18 protein-coding genes are annotated in these 23,466 nt (G+C 34.8%); 4 read left to right on the top strand and 14 right to left on the bottom strand.

Annotated features, from left to right (window positions below):
- Window positions 1–60: 60 nt before the first annotated feature.
- The 4 genes from yidD to OZP07_RS16355 all read right to left on the bottom strand — a co-directional run bounded on the left by yidD (window position 61) and on the right by OZP07_RS16355 (window position 4,449).
- Entirely contained in the window at window positions 61–342 is a 282-nt protein-coding gene (gene yidD, locus OZP07_RS16370) for a membrane protein insertion efficiency factor YidD (RefSeq protein ID WP_281635949.1), read from the bottom strand.
- Between the two features lie 40 nt (window positions 343–382).
- Window positions 383–1,861: a cysteine--tRNA ligase gene (cysS, locus tag OZP07_RS16365; protein WP_281635948.1), complete on the bottom strand. Its 1,479-nt coding sequence runs from the start codon at window positions 1,859–1,861 to the stop codon at window positions 383–385.
- 138 nt (window positions 1,862–1,999) lie between these two features.
- Window positions 2,000–2,671 carry a GTP cyclohydrolase I FolE gene (folE, locus tag OZP07_RS16360; RefSeq protein WP_281635947.1) on the bottom strand — a complete coding sequence of 224 codons (672 nt, stop codon included), beginning with the start codon at window positions 2,669–2,671 and terminating at the stop codon, window positions 2,000–2,002.
- Between the two features lie 581 nt (window positions 2,672–3,252).
- Window positions 3,253–4,449: a pyridoxal phosphate-dependent aminotransferase gene (locus OZP07_RS16355; protein ID WP_281635946.1), complete on the bottom strand. Its 1,197-nt coding sequence runs from the start codon at window positions 4,447–4,449 to the stop codon at window positions 3,253–3,255.
- A gap of 125 nt (window positions 4,450–4,574) precedes the next feature.
- Here OZP07_RS16355 and OZP07_RS16350 point away from each other — a divergent pair, with 125 nt between their 5' ends.
- Window positions 4,575–5,906 (top strand): PDZ domain-containing protein, encoded by a 1,332-nt coding sequence (locus OZP07_RS16350; RefSeq protein WP_281635945.1) that lies wholly within the window; start codon window positions 4,575–4,577, stop codon window positions 5,904–5,906.
- A 42-nt stretch (window positions 5,907–5,948) separates the two neighbouring features.
- Here OZP07_RS16350 and OZP07_RS16345 read toward each other — a convergent pair whose 3' ends face one another.
- On the bottom strand, window positions 5,949–6,338 hold the full coding sequence (locus OZP07_RS16345; protein WP_194642996.1) for a DUF1573 domain-containing protein: 390 nt from the start codon (window positions 6,336–6,338) through the stop codon (window positions 5,949–5,951).
- Window positions 6,339–6,578: 240 nt separating this feature from the next.
- Between OZP07_RS16345 and OZP07_RS16340 the strand changes: the two genes are divergently transcribed.
- The 3 genes from OZP07_RS16340 (at window position 6,579) to OZP07_RS16330 (ending at window position 12,657) form a co-directional block, all read left to right on the top strand.
- Entirely contained in the window at window positions 6,579–9,212 is a 2,634-nt protein-coding gene (locus tag OZP07_RS16340; protein ID WP_281635944.1) for a valine--tRNA ligase, read from the top strand.
- A 156-nt stretch (window positions 9,213–9,368) separates the two neighbouring features.
- Complete coding sequence (locus tag OZP07_RS16335) at window positions 9,369–10,415, top strand: hypothetical protein (protein ID WP_281635943.1); 1,047 nt, start codon at window positions 9,369–9,371, stop codon at window positions 10,413–10,415.
- A complete protein-coding gene (locus tag OZP07_RS16330; RefSeq protein WP_281635942.1) occupies window positions 10,375–12,657 on the top strand; it encodes a hypothetical protein in 2,283 nt (760 codons plus the stop codon). The genes OZP07_RS16335 and OZP07_RS16330 overlap by 41 nt, the downstream gene beginning before the upstream one ends.
- A gap of 39 nt (window positions 12,658–12,696) precedes the next feature.
- Here OZP07_RS16330 and OZP07_RS16325 read toward each other — a convergent pair whose 3' ends face one another.
- From OZP07_RS16325 to OZP07_RS16285, 9 genes are all read right to left on the bottom strand, one after another.
- On the bottom strand, window positions 12,697–12,978 hold the full coding sequence (locus OZP07_RS16325) for a Txe/YoeB family addiction module toxin (protein ID WP_281635941.1): 282 nt from the start codon (window positions 12,976–12,978) through the stop codon (window positions 12,697–12,699).
- Window positions 12,954–13,175 carry a DUF2683 family protein gene (locus OZP07_RS16320; RefSeq protein WP_194643014.1) on the bottom strand — a complete coding sequence of 74 codons (222 nt, stop codon included), beginning with the start codon at window positions 13,173–13,175 and terminating at the stop codon, window positions 12,954–12,956. Before OZP07_RS16320 ends, OZP07_RS16325 begins: the two co-directional genes overlap by 25 nt.
- 124 nt (window positions 13,176–13,299) lie before the next feature.
- Window positions 13,300–13,725, bottom strand: a complete 426-nt coding sequence (locus tag OZP07_RS16315) for an HIT family protein (protein WP_281635940.1) — start codon at window positions 13,723–13,725, stop codon at window positions 13,300–13,302.
- 149 nt (window positions 13,726–13,874) lie between these two features.
- The gene (locus OZP07_RS16310; protein ID WP_281635939.1) at window positions 13,875–16,238 is read right to left on the bottom strand and encodes a TonB-dependent siderophore receptor; all 2,364 of its coding nucleotides are present in this window, start codon (window positions 16,236–16,238) and stop codon (window positions 13,875–13,877) included.
- A gap of 288 nt (window positions 16,239–16,526) precedes the next feature.
- Window positions 16,527–17,528 carry an FAD:protein FMN transferase gene (locus tag OZP07_RS16305; RefSeq protein ID WP_281635938.1) on the bottom strand — a complete coding sequence of 334 codons (1,002 nt, stop codon included), beginning with the start codon at window positions 17,526–17,528 and terminating at the stop codon, window positions 16,527–16,529.
- 321 nt (window positions 17,529–17,849) lie between these two features.
- Window positions 17,850–20,039 (bottom strand): PepSY domain-containing protein, encoded by a 2,190-nt coding sequence (locus OZP07_RS16300; RefSeq protein WP_281635937.1) that lies wholly within the window; start codon window positions 20,037–20,039, stop codon window positions 17,850–17,852.
- Window positions 20,040–20,133: 94 nt separating this feature from the next.
- Window positions 20,134–20,616 carry a DUF2271 domain-containing protein gene (locus OZP07_RS16295; protein ID WP_281635936.1) on the bottom strand — a complete coding sequence of 161 codons (483 nt, stop codon included), beginning with the start codon at window positions 20,614–20,616 and terminating at the stop codon, window positions 20,134–20,136.
- Window positions 20,617–20,725: 109 nt separating this feature from the next.
- Entirely contained in the window at window positions 20,726–22,246 is a 1,521-nt protein-coding gene (locus OZP07_RS16290) for an ankyrin repeat domain-containing protein (protein ID WP_281635935.1), read from the bottom strand.
- 484 nt (window positions 22,247–22,730) lie between these two features.
- The gene (locus tag OZP07_RS16285; protein ID WP_281635934.1) at window positions 22,731–23,447 is read right to left on the bottom strand and encodes a hypothetical protein; all 717 of its coding nucleotides are present in this window, start codon (window positions 23,445–23,447) and stop codon (window positions 22,731–22,733) included.
- Between the last annotated feature and the right edge of the window lie 19 nt (window positions 23,448–23,466).

Below are 23,466 nucleotides of genomic sequence, written 5' to 3'. Positions count from 1 at the left end.
TTGTGAAAATATTACTTTCATTTAAATCGTTGTGTTAACAAAAAGGTAAGATTTTTATTTTTAATGATTATGCTTACATTCTTTGTTTTCTTTCTCCTTCTCCTTTGGAGAAGGCTGGGGAGAGGATGGCACCGGATCATAACCTTTTCCGCCCCAAGGATGACATCTCAATATTCTTCTTATACCCAAATAGCTTCCATAAAACAATCCGTGAATCTGCAGAGCCTGAATCATATAACTCGAACAAGTTGGCTCAAAGCGACAGGATGCAGGGGTAAAAGGCGAGATGGCTCCTTGATAAAACCGAACGAGTAAAATAAAAGGAGCTGTTAGAAATTTCATGATTTTTTGAAGTCAAAAATTGTTAATCAACAATCTAAAATCAATTTATACTAAAAGTTGTTCCTTCCTTTCCGTCTTTCAGCTGAATACCTAATGTTATTAATTGATCACGGATTTGGTCAGACATTGCAAAATCTTTATTGTCTCTTGCTTGTTTACGCATGCCGATAAGCATGTTCACGACACCTTCTAATTTATCAGTATTGCCATTTGATTTTTCTTCTTCCAATCCCAAAACATCAAATACAAAAGCCTGCATTGTTATGGTAAATAGTTTCAAATCTGCTGGATTTAAAGTTTCTTTTTCGTCTTTCAGTAAATTAATAAAACGAACGCCTTCAAATAACTGCGCAATAAGAATCGGCGTATTGAAATCATCATTCATCGCATCGTAGCACAATTGTTTCCAGCCAGAAATATCTAGTGAGCTGGTTTCTTTTGCCGAAATGGCTTTCAAAGTTTCCATCGCGTCCATCAGCCTTTTATATCCTTTTTCAGCAGCGATAATAGCTTCGTCAGAGAAATCAAGAATGCTTCTGTAATGTGCCTGTAACATAAAGAAACGCGCTACTGAAGCCGAAAAAGCTTTGCTTAAAAAAGCATTGTCGCCTGTTAAAATTTCTCCCGGCAGAATATTATTTCCAGTTGATTTTGCCATTTTTTTACCGTTCAAAGTCAGCATATTGGCATGCATCCAGTAATTTACGGGAGTATGACCTGTGCAGGCTTCGTTTTGTGCAATTTCGCACTCATGATGCGGGAATTTCAAATCCATTCCGCCACCGTGAATATCAAAATGGTTTCCAAGGTATTTGGTGCTCATTGCTGTACATTCCAAATGCCAGCCTGGAAAACCGTCGCTCCAAGGCGAAGGCCAGCGCATGATATGCTGTGGTTCGGCTTTTTTCCAAAGTGCAAAATCCTGCGGGTTTCTTTTGTCCGACTGTCCGTCAAGATCACGGGTATTGGCAAGCATGTCTTCGATGTTTCGACCGCTTAATACACCGTAATTGTTAGTTTCATTGAATTTAACCACATCAAAATAAACTGATCCATTGGCCACATAACCAATTCCTTTATCGATAATGGTTTTTATGATTTCGATTTGCTCGATAATATGTCCGGTTGCTGTTGGTTCGATACTTGGAGGTAAAAAGTTAAAAGCATTCAGGATATCATGAAAATCTACAGTATATCTCTGAACCACTTCCATCGGTTCCAATTGTTCCAAACGCGCTTTTTTGGCAATTTTGTCCTCGCCTTCATCTACATCGTCTACAATATGTCCAACATCAGTAATGTTTCGAACATAGCGTACTTTATAATCCAAATGCTGTAAGTATCTAAAGATTACGTCAAAAGACATAAAAGTTCTCACATTCCCAAGATGCACATTGCTGTAAACTGTAGGCCCGCATACATACATCCCCACATTTCCTTCGTTGATTGGCGTAAATGTTTCTTTTTCTCCCGAAAGAGAATTGTATATTTTTAAGGTTTGACTTTTATATAATGGCATTGTCTTATAATTAGGAAATGTGATAATTAGAAAATGTGATAATTAGAAAATTAAAGGCTTAAAAAGAATTAAGAATTTCAAGCCTTAATTTCCTTAATATCTTAATGGTTAAATTTTAAAATTAATTGTTTGAATTAATTAGAAACTAGTGTTCAATTTGATATAATCCAAAAACTCTCTTTTCGTTTGAGGATCTTTAAATTTTCCACCAAATTCAGAAGTTACCGTACTGCTTTCGATATCTTTGATTCCTCTAGAATTCACGCAAAGGTGCTTAGCGTCAATAACGCAGGCAACATCTTCCGTCCCTAAGGCCTGCTGAAGCTCCTGAACAATCTGCATTGTCAAACGTTCCTGAACTTGAGGTCTCTTAGCATAATGTTCTACAATTCGGTTCATTTTTGAAAGACCAATAACCCTTCCGCTCGAAATGTAAGCCACATGTGCTCTTCCGATAATTGGCAATAAATGATGTTCGCAGGTAGAGTAAAGCGTAATGTTTTTTTCAACCAGCATTTCGCCGTATTTGTAATTGTTTTCAAAAGTCGAAGCTTTTGGTTTTTTATCAGGATTCAATCCTCCAAAAATTTCTTTTACAAACATTTTGGCAACACGATTTGGAGTTCCTTTAAGGCTGTCGTCCGTTAAATCCATTCCCAGCGTCAAAAGGATATTTTCGACGTCTTTTTTTATTTTTTCAATCTTTTCGTCATCTGTAATCGCAAAAGCATCGTCTCTTACAGGGTTTTTAGCATTTGTACTAATATGATTGTTTCCTATTTCGTCCTGAAATTCTTCGTTGTTTATCATTAAAAGGTACTGTTATTATGATTGTCTATTTTTGAGGGGTAAAGATAATTAATAAAAAGGAAACATTTTCTATCAATTTCGGCTTTTAATTCTATCAATAAATAGGTATTTATTATTGTTTTTAGGAGCAGAACATTTGGCATTTTATAACAACATTTCTCCCGCTTTTCGTTACAATCTTGTATGCCGAACCCCGGCATACAAGTATTTTCACTGCAATCGGGGCTAAAGAACAACATTTTGTTTCATCAGAAATAAAAATCAAGAACTGAAATAACATTCTGTGATTCAGACCTAACAGGTTTTCAAAACCTGTTAGGTCTCTGCCGAAAAGCTAAACTTTATCCATTAATTACGTTTTACCATTCTAATATTCCACAATCTTGTCATTCCGTAGGAATCTCAGGTTGGTTACTCACGTCGCGTGAGATTGCTTCGCCAATTTGGTCTCGCTGGTGTCCTACGCAATGGCAATCTTGCGTAAATAATTTGCAAATTTGCGGTAAAACCTGTTTATCATAAAACAAAAAAAGCAATACCCTTAATTGATATTGCTTTTTGATATTTAAGATAAATGCTTTCTATTTCGAATTATAAACGCTAATTGCCTCTTTCAAAATTCGAACAGCATTAATCAAATCTTCTTTTTTCAAAACATAAGCGATACGAACCTGATTCAAACCAACACCCGGAGTCGAATAAAATCCTGCAGCAGGAGCAATCATTACCGTTTCACCATTCAGTTCGTATTTTTCCAAAAGCCATTGTGCAAAATCATCGGCATTATCAATAGGCAATTGGGCAATACAGTAAAAAGAAGCTTTCGGAGTCTTAACGATTACGCCGTCTATTTTGTTCAATTCGCTGATTAAAATATCTCTTCGTTCCTTGTATTCAACGATTACTTCGTCAAAATAACTTTGAGGCGTGTCAATAGCTGCTTCGCAGGCGATTTGTTCGATTGTAGGCGGACATAAACGAGCCTGTGCAAATTTCATAGCGGCAGCGATAACTTCTCTGTTCTTAGTAATCATACAGCCAATACGTGCGCCGCACATGCTGTATCTTTTGGAAACAGAATCAATCATGATCACATTCTGCTCGATTCCTTTCAGGTTCATTACCGAAAAGTGGTGATCTCTTTCATCATAGATAAATTCACGATACACTTCATCAGCAATCAAAAATAAATCGTGTTTTTTAACCAATTCTCCCAGCTGTTTAATTTCGGATTCCGAATATAAATAGCCTGTTGGGTTATTTGGGTTACAGATTAAGATCGCTTTTGATTTTGGCGTAATAGCTCTTTCAAATTCTTCAATCGTTGGCAGTGTGAAACCGCTTTCGATGTTAGAAATTACAGGAACCACTTTTGCGCTTGACTCTTCCGAGAAGGCACTGTAATTGGCATAAAAAGGCTCAGGAATGATAACTTCATCTCCTGGATCCATGATACTTCCAAGAGCAAATAAAAGTGCTTCAGAACCTCCTGTTGTTATCATTATATCTTCATAACCAACTTTTACATCCTGTTTAGTGTAAAATTTGGCCAGTTTTTTTCGGTAGCTTTCGTATCCGGCTGAAGGACCGTACTCGATGATAGCTAAATCTATATTTTTAATAGCATTTATTGCAACTTCCGGACTCTTTATATCGGGTTGTCCAATGTTTAAATGATAAACCTTATGACCCTTTTTTTTAGCTTGGTCAGCATAAGGAGCCAATTTTCGGATTGGCGATTCCGGCATTCTCCGGCCTCTGATTGAAATTTCAGGCATGATTATAAATTTGAGGTGCAAATTTGCAATTTATTTTCCATAATAACTGTAAACAATATGTCTATTTTGTTGTTTTTGATACATTATTATTGTATAATTGGGTAACAATATAGAAATATAACTAAATGAAGAAAAAAAGTGTATTTTTTCTTTTATTACTGACAATAATGCCTGTTTTTGCTCAGGAGGGTTTTGTATTTGATAAAGGAATTGAGAAAGTTACTGTTCCAATAGTTTTAATTAATAATTTAGTTTTTATACCTATAAAAGTAAATGGAGTAGAACTGAACTTTCTTTTGGATACAGGAGTTGAGGAAACTATTCTTTTTAGTCTGGAAGATAATCCGGAGGTTAGTTTTTTTAATTCCGAAAAAATAAGTCTGCGTGGTTTGGGAAGCGAAGAAGCTATTGAAGGATTGAAAACAACCAATAATATTTTGGAATTAGACGGGGTTAAAGCAACCCGACAGCTTATTTACGTAATTCTCGACCAGAGTTTCAATCTTTCTTCGCAAATAGGCGTTCCAGTAAATGGAATTATAGGATGTCAGTTTTTTAGAGAGAATTTGGTTCGTATTGATTATGCGAATAAAAAAGTTATCGTTTATAAAAATCTTGAAGCAAATCGGAAAAAAATAGAGAAAAGATTTGACAGGGTGCCAATCACAATTGAAAAATATAAACCTTATATAGTAGGAACAGTTGATATTGAGAACTCTAAAGTTCAGACTAAAATGTTATTGGATACCGGAAACAGCGATTCGGTATGGCTTTTTCAAAATTTATCGAGTGAAATTAAAGTCCCGTCTAAAAATTTTGATGATTTTTTAGGGAAAGGTTTTAGCGGTGAAATTGAAGGGAAAAGAGCCAGAGTTGCTAGTTATTCATTTGGTAATTATACTTTTAAGTCACCAATTGTAGCTTTTCCAGATTCTAGTTCTATAAAAAATGTTCGTATGGTTAAAGATCGGGCAGGATCGCTTGGGGGAGAAATATTGAAGCGTTTTTCGGTAGTTTTCGATTATAAAAACGAAAGCCTTTTCTTGAAGAAAAATTCAGGTTTTGGCGAACCTTTTAGTTATAATAAAAGCGGTATCGAAATAAAACACAATGGAATACAGTGGGTGAAAGAAACTGTCAAGCTGGAGACAGTGCCTTTGTCCGGCAGTGTCAGTTTTAATAGTGAGGGAAGAAATATCACGAATGATTTTAAATATAAATTTGAGCTCAAACCAATTTATGAAATAGCTAATGTTCGAAAAAATTCGCCAGCGGCAAAAAGCGGTCTTCAGACTGGAGATATAATTATTACGATTAATAAAGTGCCGGTTTATCATTATTCATTGCAAAAGCTAAATGAATTGTTTAAATCGGAAGAGGATAAAAAGTTTTATATGGAGGTTGAAAGAAATGGTAAGCCTTTTAAATTTTCATTTCATTTGACAGATGATTTGTAAAAAAAAACGCTTTTAAAAGCGTTTTTTTTGTAAATAGGTTGTCTAGTTTGTAAGGACTTCTCCTTTAATTTTGAGAGGAACACGGCCACCGTCATAATTTACGGCATTAGTTTCCAGTGTAATGGTTTTGCGTATCGGACCTGGCACCATATTGTATTTTATTTCAATTTTGTCTGATTTTCCAGGAGCAATAGGCTGATTAGGTTTGTACAGTATAGTGAAACTGGCAGTAGACTGGATTCCGGTTATGCTTAATGGTGCATCGCCGTTATTGGTAAATGTAAAGTTCCGGATTCCATTATCGGAAGACTTATTTACTTGTCCGTAATCAATAGTGTTGTTAGATTGCTGTATTTCAATCTTAGGACCATTTTGAGCAAATCCTATATAGCTTATAAAAAGCAGGACGATAAGTGCTGTAATTTTTTTCATTTTCTTTGGTTTTTTAGTAGGTATAGTAAATGTACTACCTTATTAATTAATGCACAATTTTTTATTTCGCTTTTTATACTGTGCTTAATTATTTACTTTTGCCGTTATATATAACATCAAAAATCAAACCAAAGCTTTTGCTGTTGATTTGTTTGACCGTTTAATCGTCAATTTGATTTGAAACACGATTAAACGAATCAACAATTCAACGAATCAACAATTCAACGAATCCATATAAAAATGACAATTCCTGCACAATTTGACGCTAAAACTATTGAAAATAAATGGTATGATTACTGGATGAAGAATAATTATTTTCATTCGGAGCCTGACCATAGAACACCTTATTCTATTGTAATTCCGCCACCCAATGTGACTGGAGTATTGCACATGGGACACATGCTTAATAATACTATTCAAGATGTTTTAATTAGAAGAGCACGTTTGAAAGGTTTTAATGCTTGCTGGGTACCTGGAACCGATCACGCTTCGATTGCAACAGAGGCAAAAGTAGTTGCCAAATTAAAATCGGAAGGAATCAATAAATCGGATTTGACCCGTGAGGAGTTTTTAAAACACGCTTACGATTGGACAGATAAATACGGAGGAACAATCTTAGAACAGTTGAAACAATTGGGCTGTTCCTGTGATTGGGAAAGAACCAAATTCACGATGGATCCAGATATGTCGGCATCTGTAATTAAATCTTTTGTGGATTTATACAACAAAGGATTGATTTACCGCGGTTACCGAATGGTAAACTGGGATCCAGAAGCCAAAACCACTTTGTCTGATGAAGAAGTTATTTATGAAGAACAACAAGGAAAATTATTTTTCCTAAAATATAAAATCGAAGGTTCAGAAGATTTCTTGACTGTCGCAACAACTCGTCCGGAAACTATTTTTGGAGATACTGCCATTTGCATTAATCCAAATGACGAGCGTTTCACTCATTTGAAAGGAAAGAAAGCGATTGTGCCAATTTGCGGTCGTGTTATTCCAATTATCGAAGATGAATATGTAGATGTAGAGTTTGGAACAGGCTGTTTGAAAGTAACGCCTGCTCATGATGTAAATGATAAAACATTAGGGGAGAAGCACAATCTGGAAATCATTGACATTTTCAATGAAGATGCTACTTTGAACAGTTTTGGATTGCATTACCAAGGGAAAGATCGTTTTGTGGTTCGTGCCGAAATTGCAAAAGAATTAGAAGAATCTGGAGCTTTGGTAAAAACCGAAATCCACTTAAATAAAGTAGGAACTTCTGAAAGAACAAAAGCGGTAATCGAACCACGTTTGTCCGATCAATGGTTTTTGAAAATGGATGATTTGGTAAAACCAGCTATTAAATCGGTTTTGGAAGACGGTGATATTAAACTGCATCCAAAACGTTTTGACAATACCTATGCACATTGGTTAAATAATATCCGTGATTGGAATATTTCCCGTCAATTGTGGTGGGGACAGCAGATTCCGGCTTATTATTATGGCGATGGAAAAGAGGATTTTGTAGTTGCTGAAACTATTGAAGAAGCTTTAGCTTTAGCTAAAGAAAGAACCAACAACCAGCAACTGACAACCGACAACCTTACTCAAGATGCCGATGCACTTGATACTTGGTTTTCTTCGTGGTTGTGGCCAATGTCTGTTTTTGGTGGAATTATGGATCCTGAAAACGAAGATTTCAAATATTATTATCCAACCAATGATTTAGTTACGGGTCCGGATATTTTGTTTTTCTGGGTGGCGAGAATGATTATTGCAGGTTATGAATATGCAGGAGAAAAACCATTCTCGAATGTGTATTTAACAGGTTTGGTTCGTGACAAACAAAGACGTAAAATGTCTAAATCGTTGGGTAATTCACCAGAACCTTTAGAATTAATTGAAAAATTTGGTGCTGATGGTGTTCGTGTAGGATTGCTTTTGAGCGCTTCTGCAGGGAATGATATTATGTTTGACGAAGAATTGTGCAATCAAGGAAAAGGTTTTACCAATAAAATCTGGAATGCCTTCAAATTGATCAAAGGCTGGGAAGTTTCAGATTCAATTACACAGCCGGAATCTTCAAAAGTGGCGATTGAATGGTACGAAGCCAAATTACAGCAGACACTTTTGGAAATCGAGGATAATTTCGAAAAATATAGAATTTCTGATGCCTTGATGGGAATTTACAAATTGGTTTGGGACGATTTCTGTTCTTGGTTTTTGGAAATGATAAAACCAGCGTACCAACAGCCGATTGACAGCGTTACTTTTGCGAAAGCAATAGAAATGCTGGAAAATAATTTGAAATTATTACATCCATTTATGCCATTTTTGACAGAAGAAATTTGGCAGCATATTGCAGAAAGAACTCCTGAAGAAGCTTTAATTGTTTCAACTTGGCCAGAATTGAAACCGTTCGATGCCAAATTAATTACTGATTTTGAAAATTCAATCGAGGTGATTTCTGGAATCAGAACCATTCGTAAAGACAAGAATATTCCATTTAAGGATGCGATTGAATTGAAAGTAGTAAACAATGACAAAGCTTCTGTTTATTTTGATTCGGTTGTAGCCAAATTAGGAAACATTACATCTTTAGAATATGTTTCGGATAAAGTGGACGGAGCGTTGTCTTTCCGTGTGAAATCAAATGAATATTTCATTCCGATTACCGGAAATATTGATGTTGAAGCCGAAATAACAAAGCTGACTGAAGAGTTAACTTATATTCAAGGATTCTTGAAATCGGTGCAGGTGAAGCTGTCAAACGAAAAGTTTGTAGCCAATGCAAAACCCGAAATTATCGAAAACGAACGCAAAAAAGAAGCCGATGCGCTTTCTAAAATTGCTACAATTGAGCAGAGTCTGGCTGGATTGAAATAAGTAAATTATCTTAAAAAATGAATCCCAATTCTGATACTGTTTCAGAATTGGGATTTTTTGTTTTCAGTCAAAAAAATGGTTTTATTTCTTGATTTAGTGTTTTGAAATTATATAATTTTAGTACGATTTTTACACTTTGATAAAATCCCTATTTCTATGAGAAAAATTGTTTTGTTTGCCTTTGTTTCTGTTTTGTTTTTGTCTTGTTCCAAAAAAGAAAATAAAGTAGAAAATGTTGAAAGAGCTTTTTATTACTGGAAAAGCAATACTTCTTTTGATGATGAATCCATTGAGAAAATTAACAAATTGCAGGTCAAAAAAGTCTATGTCAAATTTTTTGAAGTAGATTATAATGAAACGATGGGCAATTTTCCGTATGAAAAAAATAGGCCAAGAGAGTATGAATTTCGCAAGTTAGATTCGTTAACTATTGTACCTGCAGTTTTTATTAAAAACGAAATCTTTCAATACAATACTGAAAAATCGCTGGACAAATTAGCAGATAATATTGTTTTTCTGATTGACAGATATCATAAAGATTACAGTGATAAAAACATTTTTGAGTATTCGGAAATTCAGATTGACTGCGATTGGACTAAATCGACCAAAGAGAAGTATTTCTATTTGCTGAAAAAAATAAAAGAATTATCCAATAAGGAAATCAGCTGTACTCTTCGCCTTTATCCTTATAAATATCCAGATATTATGGGAGTTCCGCCTGTGGACAAAGCGATGCTGATGTGTTATAATCTTATAAAGCCTTTGTCCCAAAAAGATAAAAACTCTATTTTGGACATTGCCGAATTGGAATCCTATTTGGATGAAAGACGCAGTTATCCTATGCATTTAGATGTGGCACTACCTGTATTTTACTGGACCCAATGGTATGAAAACAATCGTTTTTCGGGATTGTTAAATATGAATTCGTCAGATATTGCCGGATTTACAAAACCAGTCAAGCCATTGTGGTACGAGGTGACAAAAGACAGCACTTATCAGTATGATACTTTTTTCAAAAAAGGAGACCAAATAAAATGCGAAGAAGTGAGTGCAGAAACAATCAGTAAGGCAATTTCGATAATAAAAAAGAATGTAGAATTAGATTCCAATGCAACTATTTCTTTATTCCATTTAGATGACAGCACTTTTAAAAAATACAGTAATGAAGAGATTTCTAGTTTTTATAGTTCTTTTAGTAAGTAGTTTTTACAAGGGAATCGCATGTGGTTATTCGCCTTATGGTGAGGATATTCGGTATTGTTTATTAAGACCCGAATATTTCAAATATTCACACTATATGGCATTTTACTATAATGCCAATTTATGGGGATTTGATTATGATCTAAATCCAAATAGTTACAAAACTAGTGTGGAAGCCAATATTTTGGATTGGTATAATTTTGCCAATAGAAAGGTTAGTATTGAATCTATTGAAGATTTTAATAACAATTTGACGCTGACTGATATTAACCCCAAATCCAATAATGATTTTATCCAATATCTTTATAAAAACAATAAACAAGATGCGATTGCCTATTTGAAAACAGCAAAGAACTGTGAAATCATTAATGGTTTTTTCGAACAGGATGTTTGGGAAAGAAATGAGGCTGTGAACACAAATAAGAGAGGTGATTTCCTGGATAAATTAGTTAGAATTACACAACAAGAACACAATCCCTATTTTAAACGCAAATATGCTTTTTTGGCAACTCGATTGGCTTATTATGCTGGAAAAACGGATGTTATAAAAACTGTTTTTGAGGATAATTTCAATGGAAACAAAAAAGATTATCTATATTATTGGAGTTTGTTTTTCTATAATTTTACAAAATCAGGTGGTGAATCTATGCTGAATACAGCTAACTTAATGGCTGACTGCCCTGAAAAAACATACGCTAGTTATTATTATTTTCACGATGGATTTAAAATTTCAGAAGCTTTAAAACATGCCAGAAGCAAAGAGGAAATTGCTAATGTTTATGCGTATGCTTCTGTTCAAAAAGTAGATAAAAATCTAGATTATCTAAAAGAAATTTATAAAAATAATCCAAAATCAGAGATTCTTGGTTTTTTGCTTTTGCGCGAGATAAATAAAATTGAAGATTGGGTTTATACACCTTATTATTCCAATTATTTGCCTTCAACGCAATTTGATTATTGGAGTGAAGATAATGATAAAATTACTACTGAAATATTAAGAGACCGTTCTGAAAAAGACCGATTCTATGCTCTGGAAGTTTTGGATTTTGTAGTATCAATTGATTTGAAAGCGATACAAAACCCTTTGGTTTGGGAAGCTTCTCAAATTAATCTGCTGTTTATGACCCGAAAATATGATGATTGTTTACAACAAATAGCTTCATTTGAAAAAAAGTTTAAAAACGATAAGTCTTTAGAAGAGATTGAAAAAATAAAAGCAATTTGTATTACGGCGAATCAAGAAAATGGGAAAGCAATTATCAAGCCTGAGATCCAAAATGTGATTTTGAAATACAAAAAAGACGTGCGTTTTATTTTTGCTTTGGGAAGAGAATTGGAATTTAAAGGAAATATTACTGATGGAATTGCTTTAATTTCTTTATTGGAATCAAATTTTGATAATGGTTATGATATTAGCGATGTTGAATGGCAAGGCAACCGCATTCAAACCTCGGGGAATTTGGAAGTGTTTTATACTTATTTCGACTATTTGGATTTTGTGTATTCGGCCAAGTATCTGCAGATTATTGTCAATAAACTGAAAGTAGGAAATTTAAGTCAATTCGAAAAAGCGATTTATGCCAAATTGCTAAAAGATAATGATTATTTGAAGGATTTATTGGGAACAAAATACATTCGGGAAAATCAATTGAGTAATGCTTTAATTACTTTTAAATCGATAGATGAAAGATACTGGGAAGACAATTATAATGCTTGGGAAAGAGGGAATTATGGCGACGATTATACTTTTGACCAGAATCCGTTTTATGATTTTAAACATACCGAAAACTTTATTGAACATAAAGAAAGGTTTTTGGTTACCAAACTTTCCATCACTGAACATTTGATAAAATACACCAATCTAGCCAATAATCCGAAAATCAAAAATAGAGATTATTACTATTTTCTTTTGGCAAACTGTTATTACAATATGTCAGATTATGGTAATTCATGGATGATGCGCCGTTATTCCAGCAGTACTTCTTATTTTGACCAAAACTATGAAAATGAGTCCTATATAGACGAAATAGAATACCGAAATAAACTCAAGGCAGTAGCCTATTACAAATTAGCTTTTCAAAATGCCAAAACAGCAAAATTCAAAGCGCTTTGTCTGAGGATGATGGATTATGCAGAAGAGAATGTATATAGTGATTCAAAAAGGGTTGCCACACAATTTCCGGAATATAGTGGTGATTTGTCGGGTTGTGAAAATCTAGCAGACTATTTTAAATCCAGAAGGTAAAAAAATCCCAATTCTGAAATTTTTCGGAATTGGGATTTTTTATTTGTAGGAGTAATGTCCCATTGCTGAAACTACATAAACTGTGACGATATCTTCATCAACTTTATAAACCAATCGGTCTTTTTGATTTATTCTTCTTGACCAATAACCACTAAATTGATGTTTTAGTTTTTCGGGTTTACCAATTCCTTGATAGGGTGTGTTCTCAAGTTCAAGTATTATTTTTCGAATAGTGTTTATGTTTGATTTATTGCCGGATTTAAAATGTTTAGCCAAATCTTTTTCGGCTTCTTGGGTTATTTCAATCCTAAACTTCCCCATACATCATTCGGATCAATAGTTTTGGTTTTTCCCTCTTTTATGTTTTTTTCGGCCTTCATTATTTTTTCAACAAATTCAGGGGCGTATGTGCTTTCCTCATTTATTTCCACACCTTTATTTGTAAGCGATAATAATTTTGCCAGTTCAAGCAATGCTTTGCCTGCCTTTGTACGCTCATTAATGGTTATGGTTGTCATGGTTTTATTTTTTGATAATTACAAAGATACAAAAAAAATTTGTCCAGATTTTGGACAAAACTTTTTCCACTTTAAAAGAAAATCCCAATTCTGATACTATTTCAGAATTGGGATTTTTTATGTTTTACAAATTCGCTTTAATTTTTTCGATTACCTCGGTATATTCGGCATCGGTTAAATACGTTTTCTGCGGGTTCATTTCGAATACCGTTCCAAAGCCGTAACCTTCTTTGTATTTTGGTACGATGTGAACGTGCAGGTGTGATAAAGTGTCGCTATAGGCGCCATAATTAACTTTGTCTGGATTAAAAGCTTTGGCAATTGCTCTTCCAACATTGGCAACATCTTCAAAGAATAAATTGCGCTGTTCGTCGCTTAACTCGTAAAGTTCTACACCATGATCTTTATAAACTACGTTACATCGTCCAGAATACGATTGTTCTTTGAAAAGGAAAAGCTGTGATACTTTTAAATCGCCTATTTTAATCATTAATTGGTTTAAAGTGTCATTGTTTTGGCAATACAGACATTCTGAAACTGGAGATGGCATATTTATTTTGGGGTTTGTTAGTTAAATTTAAAATGAATCCTGTAAAAGTAGTTCTTATTCTTAAAAACAAAAACTTTTTCTGTATTTCAAAATGATGAAAGGAACAGAAAAAGTTTTTGAAAAAAAATAAAAAGCTTAACTAACAGTATTTATAATTTGTATTTTAAACTTACCATTACTTGACGTGGAGCAATTGGGTTCACACTGTAGTTTTCGTGTACTGTATAATTCAATTCATCAGTAATATTAGATAATTTACAAAGGATGGAGAATTTTTTCCAATCATATCCTGCAGAAACATCCACTGTTGTATAACCCTCTAATGGAATATCACGATCTCTGATTGTTACAGTATAGTCATTTGGATTAGGAGTATTTGTGTTGAGTGCCCATTGATAGTCATCATTCCACCCACCCGTTCTGTCTCCAATATAGTTCCCGATAGCTCCAAAAGATAATCCTTTTAATACACCGCTAGGTAATTTATAGAAAAAACTTAAGTTCGCAGTGTGCTTTGGTGTTCTTGCAAGAACGTCTCCCACAACAAGGCTGCCACTTGTTCCTGAAGATTTTGATACTTTAGTTTCATTAAAGCTATATCCAGCATTAATATTTAAACCTTCAATGGGTCTGGCAGTAATGTCAATTTCAACTCCTTTTCCTTTTGTAGCACCTACTAATTCTTTTAAATTGGTGTTTACGTTTTCGGTAATTCCGTCAGCTTGGAATTGGGCGGTTTGAGCCAAGTTGTTGTTCTCAATTTGGTATACGGTTACATTTGTACTCAAAAGGCCTTTCCAGAAATCTGTTTTTATACCAGCTTCGTATTGGTCTATGATAGATGGATCTAAAGGCTGTAAATTAACATTAGTTCCTGTATTTGGAGAAAATGAGTTAGAGTAACTAGCAAATAATGATAAATCTTTGTTTGGCTGAATTACTAATCCTGCTTTTGGAGAAAATGCTTTATTTAATACTTTGTCAGCTGTTGTAGGGATTGCATCTTCTAAAGGAGTAGTTATAGTGTTAGATTTTTTATCTGCTGATGGTGTCAGTACCTCTTTGGTAGTTGTAACTTCTGCTTCTTGCCAAGACCAGCGTAGTCCTGCTAAGACTTTGATATATTTATTAATCGAAATTAAATCCTGAGCAAATGCTCCAAAACGTTGTGTATCTGTAGTAGCTAGCTGGGTTGCTCTGGTAGCGTATGGTGCATTTAAACTTTCTTTGCTGTAATCGTAATTGAAAAGATTTATGGCCTTAGTTTCGGTAGTCTGGGTGATATTTTTGTCGTCGTAAAATACAAAAGTATAACTTGGAGCAGAAGAATATTCATAATCAGCTCCTGTAAATATTTGATGTTTGATTTTTCCTGTATTGAAAGTTCCCTGCAGACTCAGTTGATTACCATATATTTTTTCGGCAGCATCTGCTTGTGTTAAACCACGCTTCCAATTCACTTCTTGAACGTTATCATTATCAATATCTGAATAAGCTAAATTAGATAATTGTGCTGTAGATTTTTGTGTTCTGCGGTAGGATTGATATGACGTGTTGAAACCTAATTTCCAGTTGTCATTAAAATCATGATTTACAAATACTGAAGCACTTGATGATTTTGTGTTTCCTGTTGACCAAAGTGCGCCATAATAAACATTTTTTGGAATATCTAATATCTGTTTATCTACAATTCCAGTTCCAAAATCAGGAGTCCAATCAGCACTTAAATAATCTCCCTGTGCTGTAATTTGAGTTTTATCTGAAATTTTGAACAATAAAGATGGGTTAAGATAAATACGATCGTTTTTTACAAAATCTCTAAAACTTTCTGAATTTTCGTAAGAGGCATTAAATCTATAAGCTATAGATTTGTTTATTGGTCCATAAAAATCAATAGATGGCTTATAAAAAGCATAGCTTCCCATTTGCATGCTTAATTGACCTCCTTCGGTAAATTTAGGCGTTTTGGTAACCAAGTTTAGTATTCCTCCAGGAGTAACATTTCCAAAAAGTAAGGCAGAACCACCTTTAAGAAATTCTACTCTTTCCAAAGAAGCTACATCTGGAATCGAACCTCCATTATAGCGGAACCCGTTTTTAAACATATTGTTAGCATCCATTGAGTATCCTCTGGACCATAATGATTCATTGGCACCGCCTCGGGCAGATCCTACATATACTCCATTTGCATTTTTGATAACATCACTCAAGCGGATAGCCTGCTGCTGTTCGATAATTTCAGCATCAATTATTTGTACACTTTGTGGTACATCCATTGGTTTTAATCCAGAACGTAAAGCGGTTACTGGTTTTGGCTGTTTATTTCCAGTTACTATAACTTCTTTTAATTGCTGGCCTTTTTTCTTTACTGTATCATTAACTGATTTTATACTGTCGGAAGCAAAATAGTAAAGGCTGTTATCTTTTGTGCTGTTTGAATTACTTGCAACGTCTTGGGCTTGACTGTTTAGGCAGAATGCTAAGAGCGTTAGGGGGAGGAAAATATATTTCATGTTGTTTATTTGGAATAATTAAAAATAACAATGCAAATATAAAACCTAAATTTAGATGTGACAACTTATTTAGACTAAATATTAATAATATTTTAATAAGTTTTTAACTATTTGTGAATCATTATTTTAGATTTTTTTATTGCTCTAAAAATTATGAATACAAGAAATATTTGCTAATAAATATTGTTCTAAGGCTGTAGGAATTGCTTCGTAACGTTGTTTGCTAATCTATTTCGTTTTGGAAAATTTAGAATGGAGCTTATAAAAAAGGATAGTTTTTTAAGAAAACTAAAGTTTAGATTTGATTTTTTTAATTTGGAAGTTTTTTGATTTCACTACTTTCCCTTCATCAGTAATCATCAGACAGCTGTAATCGGGGAATTTGTTGAGCAAAAGTAAACCTTCCTTTTGTCCTAAAATCATAAGGGAAGTACTCAATCCATTGGCGGTTTCGGCATTTGGACCTGCAACGGTAACACTGCAGAGACCGGTTACTGGATAACCAGTTGACGGATTTATGATGTGGGAATAGCGTTTGCCGTTAAAAACAACAAATTTTTCGTAGGATCCAGAAGTCGTAACCGCACCTTGTGTCAGCGGAATAGCACCTAATAAGTCATCCGGATGAAAAGGATTGGTAATGCCTATTTTCCAAGGTTTTCCGTTAGGCTGTTTTCCCCATGTGCTCATATCGCCGGTGCCGTTTACAATTCCTGCCTTGATTCCTTTGGCGAGCATCATTTCCTTGCATTTATTGGTGGCATAACCTTCACCGAGTGCTCCGAAACCAATTTTCATCCCTTTTAATTTTAGGAAAATGGTTGAGTTTATACTGTCCAGAATAATGTTTTTATAACCTACTTTTTCGACCGATTTTTTAATGACTTCCGCCGAAGGCATTTCGGTCATGGATCCGTCGAATTTCCAGATTCTGTCCATAGCAGCGAAGCTGATATCAAAACCGCCATTGGTTATTTCTGAGAAATGAATGGCTCTTTTCGTCAGTTCAAAAACTTCTTTATCGACTTTTACAGGCTGAATTCCGGCATTTCTGTTTACTTCGGATATTTGAGTGCTGGGTTTCCAGTCGGAGATTAGGTATTCGATCCTCGAAATTTCGGTGATAACTTCATCAATACTTTGCTCTGCTGTTAATGAATCTTTGGCAACAATTGTAATGTCAAAACGCCCGCCCATAAGCATTGTGGCTCTCTTGCGGAGGACTTGGCTGTTGACGGTCTGGATTAGAAAAAACAGTGATAATAGTGCTGTAAAGTATTTTCTTTTCATAATGATTTTGTATTCTGCTTTGATTCGATTGCTCTGTTTCAGTATTTCTTTCCTTAAACTTTGTCATTCATGACAATATTGTGTAAAAATGAGTCAAATAAAGTTTTCAATTCTTTCGAACCCCTAATTTTAGACCTAACAGGTTTTTAAAACCTGTTAGGTCTCGAATACTGAATAACAATTAATTCCAAAAAAGCAAAAATGCCTGTCTTTAGCCCCGATCGAAGTGGAAATCCTTGTGGGCTGGGGTTCAGCCCACAAGATTGAAACGAAGAGCGGGACCCATGTTTCTAAAAATGCCCTATCTTTCTGCTCCAAAAATTAATAACAATCTGTCAAAATCTGACCTTTGCTTATATAGCTGGAAAGAGTTGTGTTATTTTTTGACAGACAAATTGCGTCAAGTATATTTTCGACATCAAACTGCATTTTTAGTGCTCCGCAAATCATTATCGTGCCTTCGCTATTCAATAAATCAGCAAAAAATTCTTCGTCTCTCTTGATTAAATCCATTACATAATGATGATCCTGTTCACGGGAAAATGCCAAGTTGATGTTCTTTAATTGCTGTTTTTGAGTCATTTCGGAAGCAAATGTTTCGTAACTGGAAGTGATTTCGGTTTTTTGGCGGAAACCGCTATATAAGTAGATTTCGACTTTTTTCTTGTTCTGTTCAATCATTCCCAAGAAAGGAGCAATTCCAGTTCCATTTGAAATAAGAGCCACTTTTTTGGCTTTTTTAGGAAAATGAAAAGCATGGTTAGGAATTATTCTGGCTTTGATGATATCGCCGGCTTTTGCGTTGTATAAAAATCCGGAACCCAAACCGGAAGGGTGTAATTTTACCGCCAATTGGATGTTTCCGTTACTGTTTCCTATAGAGTAGAGACGTTCTCTATTGTCATTGGTGGGATAAATCGCCAATAAGTCTCCCGAGGTAAATCTGCTTCGCGTTCCAGCACGCAATGTCAGTAAAAAGGTTTGTTCATTTTCTGAAACTGTAGTTTTTTCTAACACCATTAATTTCTCTAAATCGTTCGGAATATGATTGTACAAAGATGGAGTAGTTGCCAATTGGAAACCAGTTTTGTGATTCCATTGTTTTACCCATTCGACAAATTCTTCGGCTGATTTGTCGTTTACTGTCTGCAGATCAATAAATCGGTGCGCCCATTCCTGATTTACAAGCAATAGGTCAATTTGTTTCGCGTAACCGCAAAAATCCGGATATGATTTGGAGCCAAAACCAATTACGGTATAGTTAATTTTTTGCTGTTGATTGTATTTATTCAAAAGTGATTCGAACTTGTCAGCATTTGACGGGGCATCGCCCAAGCCATAGGTTGATGTGAAAATTAATAAATGCTCGGCTTTTGGGTAAATAGTGTAATTATTAAGCTCTGCAATATGTGCTTTTTCTCCGCTATCAGTTAACTGCTTCAGGATTGCATTGGCAAATCGTAGGGAGCTTCCGTTTTCGGAACCGACGAGCAGAATGTATTTACTTTCTTCGGCTTTGAATTTGTTTTTGATTCGGCTTGCTCTTCTTTTGAAAGTCATTGCAAAACCGGAATAGATAAAAAACAATATGTTTAAACTGGCAAGTCCAAGGATGAAAGCCCAAATGGCATTGGTTCTGCCGGTATGCAGGTCAAGACTGAGATTTGACAAGAGAGTTGTTACAGGGAAAAGTTTTTCGCTTACAACGGCACCTGTAACTTGGTTGACTTCAATCTCTCGGTCTTTTAGGGTGATAATGTAATATTCTTCGGGATCGTCTGAAAAAGGGAATTCTATTTTTTCAACATCGGCTAAAAGTGTACTCTTAAATATCGAGGCTTTATCGGTAATTGGTGTAGGTTTTACGGTTTCCTGCTGTTCTTTCGAATCTGTTTTTGGAATGAAAAAATTGAATTTTTCCAATGTCAGATAAGTTCCGGTAACTGCTATTATCAGTATCGGAATCAGTGCCAATCGGCCTAAAACAACGTGATAATATTGAGCAAAATAGTCTTTTATGATTTTGGAAAAAAAGTTGCGGATACCTCTTTGTCTTTTAAGGATAAGAATAAAACCCGAAATTGAAATTAAAACTAAGATAAAAGAAATAAATCCTACGAAAAATCGCCCCGTTTCGTGAAGAAACAGTGAACGGTGAAGTCCTGTAATCCATTGAATAAATTCGCTTTTCTTGATGGGTTCTCCTAATATTTTTCCTGTCCGCGGATCGATGTAAGCGTTGACATCATTGTCTTTTTGATCTAGCCCTTCTAAAGTTACAAATTGGTTGTGGTCAACTGTTACTTCGGTTATTTCAGGATAGTTTTTTTTGAGTATCGGTAAGGTTTCGCCGAGCGTTATTGTATCAAAATTTTCGGCTCGGTAAGAAACTGTTTTTTCCTGAATGGCATCAACCGCGAGTATGGTTCCGGTTACGGATGCTAATAGTAAAAACAACGAAGAAAACACCGCCAAGGCCAAGTGGGAGTAACGCCAGAAAGAAAGAGTCATTGATGTAATTGTGTTATTGGGATTTTGTTTAAAAATCTGCAAAATCTGCGTAAAAAAAGAGCACGCAGATTTTGCAGATTTTCGCAGATAAAAATTATAATTTATTCAATCTTACATAGCGGATATATCCTTTGCCTTCGGTTTTATCAGCGATTCCTTCGGTAGTCAAAGGAACTTCAAGATCGGTTACATAATATTTTTGATCTTCGACCGCTGTTTCGAAACGAAGTTTGTATCCTTTATTGATTTTAGAATCTTCAATTTCCAGTGTTGTCATGCTGCGGTCGCCGCCTGTAACTGAAGCACCGGTTTTTGCACTAATATCAGTAGGTTTTTGTGAATAAAATTTATGCCATTCCTTTAGGGTTTTGTACCATTTTTTATCATCACCCATTACATAAAGCGTTTTGTCGTATTCACCTTTGGCATTGATAAGAGATACCACTATATAAGCCCCTTCACCTGTATAGTTAGACATTTGAAGCATGCATTTGTATTTGCTCGTCTGCGCTGTGGCTTGGAAAGATAAAAGGAAGATGAATGCTCCCGCAAGAGCTATTTTGAATATTGATTTCATATTTAATTATGAATTATGAATTATGAATTATGAATTATGAATTATGAATTATGAATTATGAATTATGAATTATGAATTATGAATTTAGCTTAAGACCTAAAGCTTACTGCTATTTTAAAAAAGTTAAATCTGTTTTGTTTTTTGTCAGTGTTTCATTTTCTTTTGCCAAGTCCAAAACACTTTCTTTAAAATCAGTTTTGATATCTTTTTTGGCACCAATAGAAAGCAGGTATTTCAAAATGGTATCGTCTTTGGCAATCATCGCGGCACGGTGTAAAGCCGTTAATCCGTCTTTGTTTTTAGCATTGATGTCGATGTTTAAATCGGCTAATTTTTTCAATAAAGCTAAATCATTTTTGGCTACTGCCAAATGATAAAGCGTATTTCCGTCATTTTGAGCTGCGGCCAAGTTTAAGCCTTTGTCCTGAAGCAGTTTTGCTTTAGCCGCAAAAGGATCTTGTTTTGGCGCGTTCCCGCCTTCCGGACGGCCACCCATTCCCTGCATTGGAGCTCTGTACGATTGAATTAGGTAATAACCCAGACCATTTCCTTGTTTGTCTAGTACTTTTACATCGGCACCTTTGTCTAAAAGCATAGTAACAGTTTCAGGAGTTCCTGATTTTATAGCCATTGTCAATGCAGATTCTCCATTTCCGTTCTGGAAATTTATTGTTTTTACAATCAGCAGTATTTGTTCCAATGCTGCAGAAGTTTCTCTTGCCGCAGCAGCTACCATCAAAGGAGTGTTACCTTCGTTATCGGCTTTGGCAATACTTACGCCTTTGCCCAAAAAGTAGTTAATGATATCTGCTTGTTTTGGTTTGCTGACAAGAAAATGAAATACATTTTCCCCAAATTTACTTGTCGCACTAGGATTGATTTTTAAATCTTCTACTAAATATTTGTAAACTTCGATTGTATTTGTTTCTCTTCTGGAACCTTGAGCAGCAAAAATCAGTGCATTGTCTGTAGGTTTTACTCCTTTTTCCAATAGTGTTTTTAAGAAAGGAATATTACCTGTTCTGGCTACATAATTGAAGGCGGTATTGCCGTTACTGTCTACATCTTTGAGTGACATTCCCTTGGTTGCGAAATAAGCTGAAAGTGCAAGGTCTTTGTCATAAGGAATTGCCAGCAGCAGCAGGTTTGCACCGTCCTGGTATTTTTTCATAGGTTCTACACCCGCTTTAAAAAAAGCTTCATAAACTGCAGTATTAGTTACACCGCTGCTTGCAGCTGCCGTGATAGGAAACGAACTGTGGCTGTCTTCCAGATTCACATCAGATTTCTTAGCAATCAAATATTCTATGATTTCAAGATTTCCTTTAGCTGCAGCCCAATGCAGATATATTCTGTTGTCGTGAGTTGTTTTTGTAACTTCATTTCCAGGCTGTTCCAGTAGGAATTTTATAGTAGCGTTTGGTGCATCATTATTTATAGCGAGAACTACTGGGTCGAAAGACCTTGAATTTAATTCAGATGGGCTGCTACCTTTTGCGATTTCAGCTTGAACTGTCGCTAAATCTGGTGATGTTTTCCAGAAAGACTGCTCTAAAAGCATATTTTTCTGCTGTGCACTAACGAATAATGCAGATACTAAGGCAAAAGCAATGAAAATATTTTTTTTCATAATTGTTTGTTGTTATAGGGTAGTTACGTTTGATTCTTTATTTCGTACTTAAATCGGGTATTATTTAGAATAAATAAAAATAGTGCAAATGTAAAAATAAATAGTGTAATACCAATTATTATACTCTTAAATATGGCTTAAAATGCACTTTTTTAGATTAAAAAAACAGTGAAAGGTTTAAACAAATTGTGTTAAAAATTTTATTTATTTTCAAATTTATGATTAAGCTGTTTTTTCTATTTGTTGCAAAAAAAAACAAAGATTCAGATGAGATTCCGAATCTTTGTTTTTTGTACAGTTTTTAGATTTATTAGTCTCAAATTTAGTTCAAAACTATGTTCTTTAGTGTATTTATCTTTCGGTTCCTAAAAATTTTGCCACAAATTGCACAAATTTTCACAAATTAATTAGTGCTAATTTGTGAAATTTGTGGCAAATAAATAGGGTTTAGCGTAGTATATTTTAAGTCTGACGCCATAGTGGTTTATTCAACTCTCAACGAGAGTACAGTTTTATTGACAGTATTATCAAATGCTTTATCCTTGAAAGTTCCTTTGGTGCTGTCGATCCATTCCAGATTGATGAGATAGAGCCCCTTTTTGTTTGGAACAAAAGATGCCTTACCTTTTTCATTTGTTTCTGTTGTTTTTACCCAGCCATCCGGATTGATAATTGTAATATTCAGATTGCCCTGCTGTTTTTTGTCTTTAAATGCAGTCAGCAAATAAGTGTCATTCTGTTTTTGTACAGTTAAATCTAATCGATGAACAGCATATTCTTTTGTTTCAGGAGTTTTTACTGTATAAACAGCTTTTAGATACGAGATGCTTCTTGCAAAACCTAGATGTTTTTTGGACATATCTCTAACTTCTCCTTGGTCATTTATTCCAATTATCTGATAGGTTCCAATGGTTTTTGCATCAAAAGAACCCTGCCAGTGCGTTTCTGTCTGTGTCATTGTAATTTCTGATTTTGTTCCGGAAGCATCAATCAGGAATATTTTGATGTCTTTTAAACGGTCTGGTTTCGCTCCTTTTTCTGGAGCTTCCTGACCGTATTCGCCAAAGTATAACTGCACCTGTACTTTATCATTGATTTTGCCCGATCCTTTTACTTCCAGCCAGATATTATGAGCATTTAGAGCCATTGGAACTAATAAAAGAACAAATCCCAGAGCTATTTTTGATAGTAATTTTTTCATTGTAATTGATTTTTAGTTG

The organism is Flavobacterium marginilacus, from assembly GCF_026870155.1.
GTDB lineage: Bacteria > Bacteroidota > Bacteroidia > Flavobacteriales > Flavobacteriaceae > Flavobacterium > Flavobacterium marginilacus.
The sequence above is the reverse complement of the archived record's forward strand: the minus strand, read 5'-3'. Positions and strand labels throughout refer to the sequence as shown.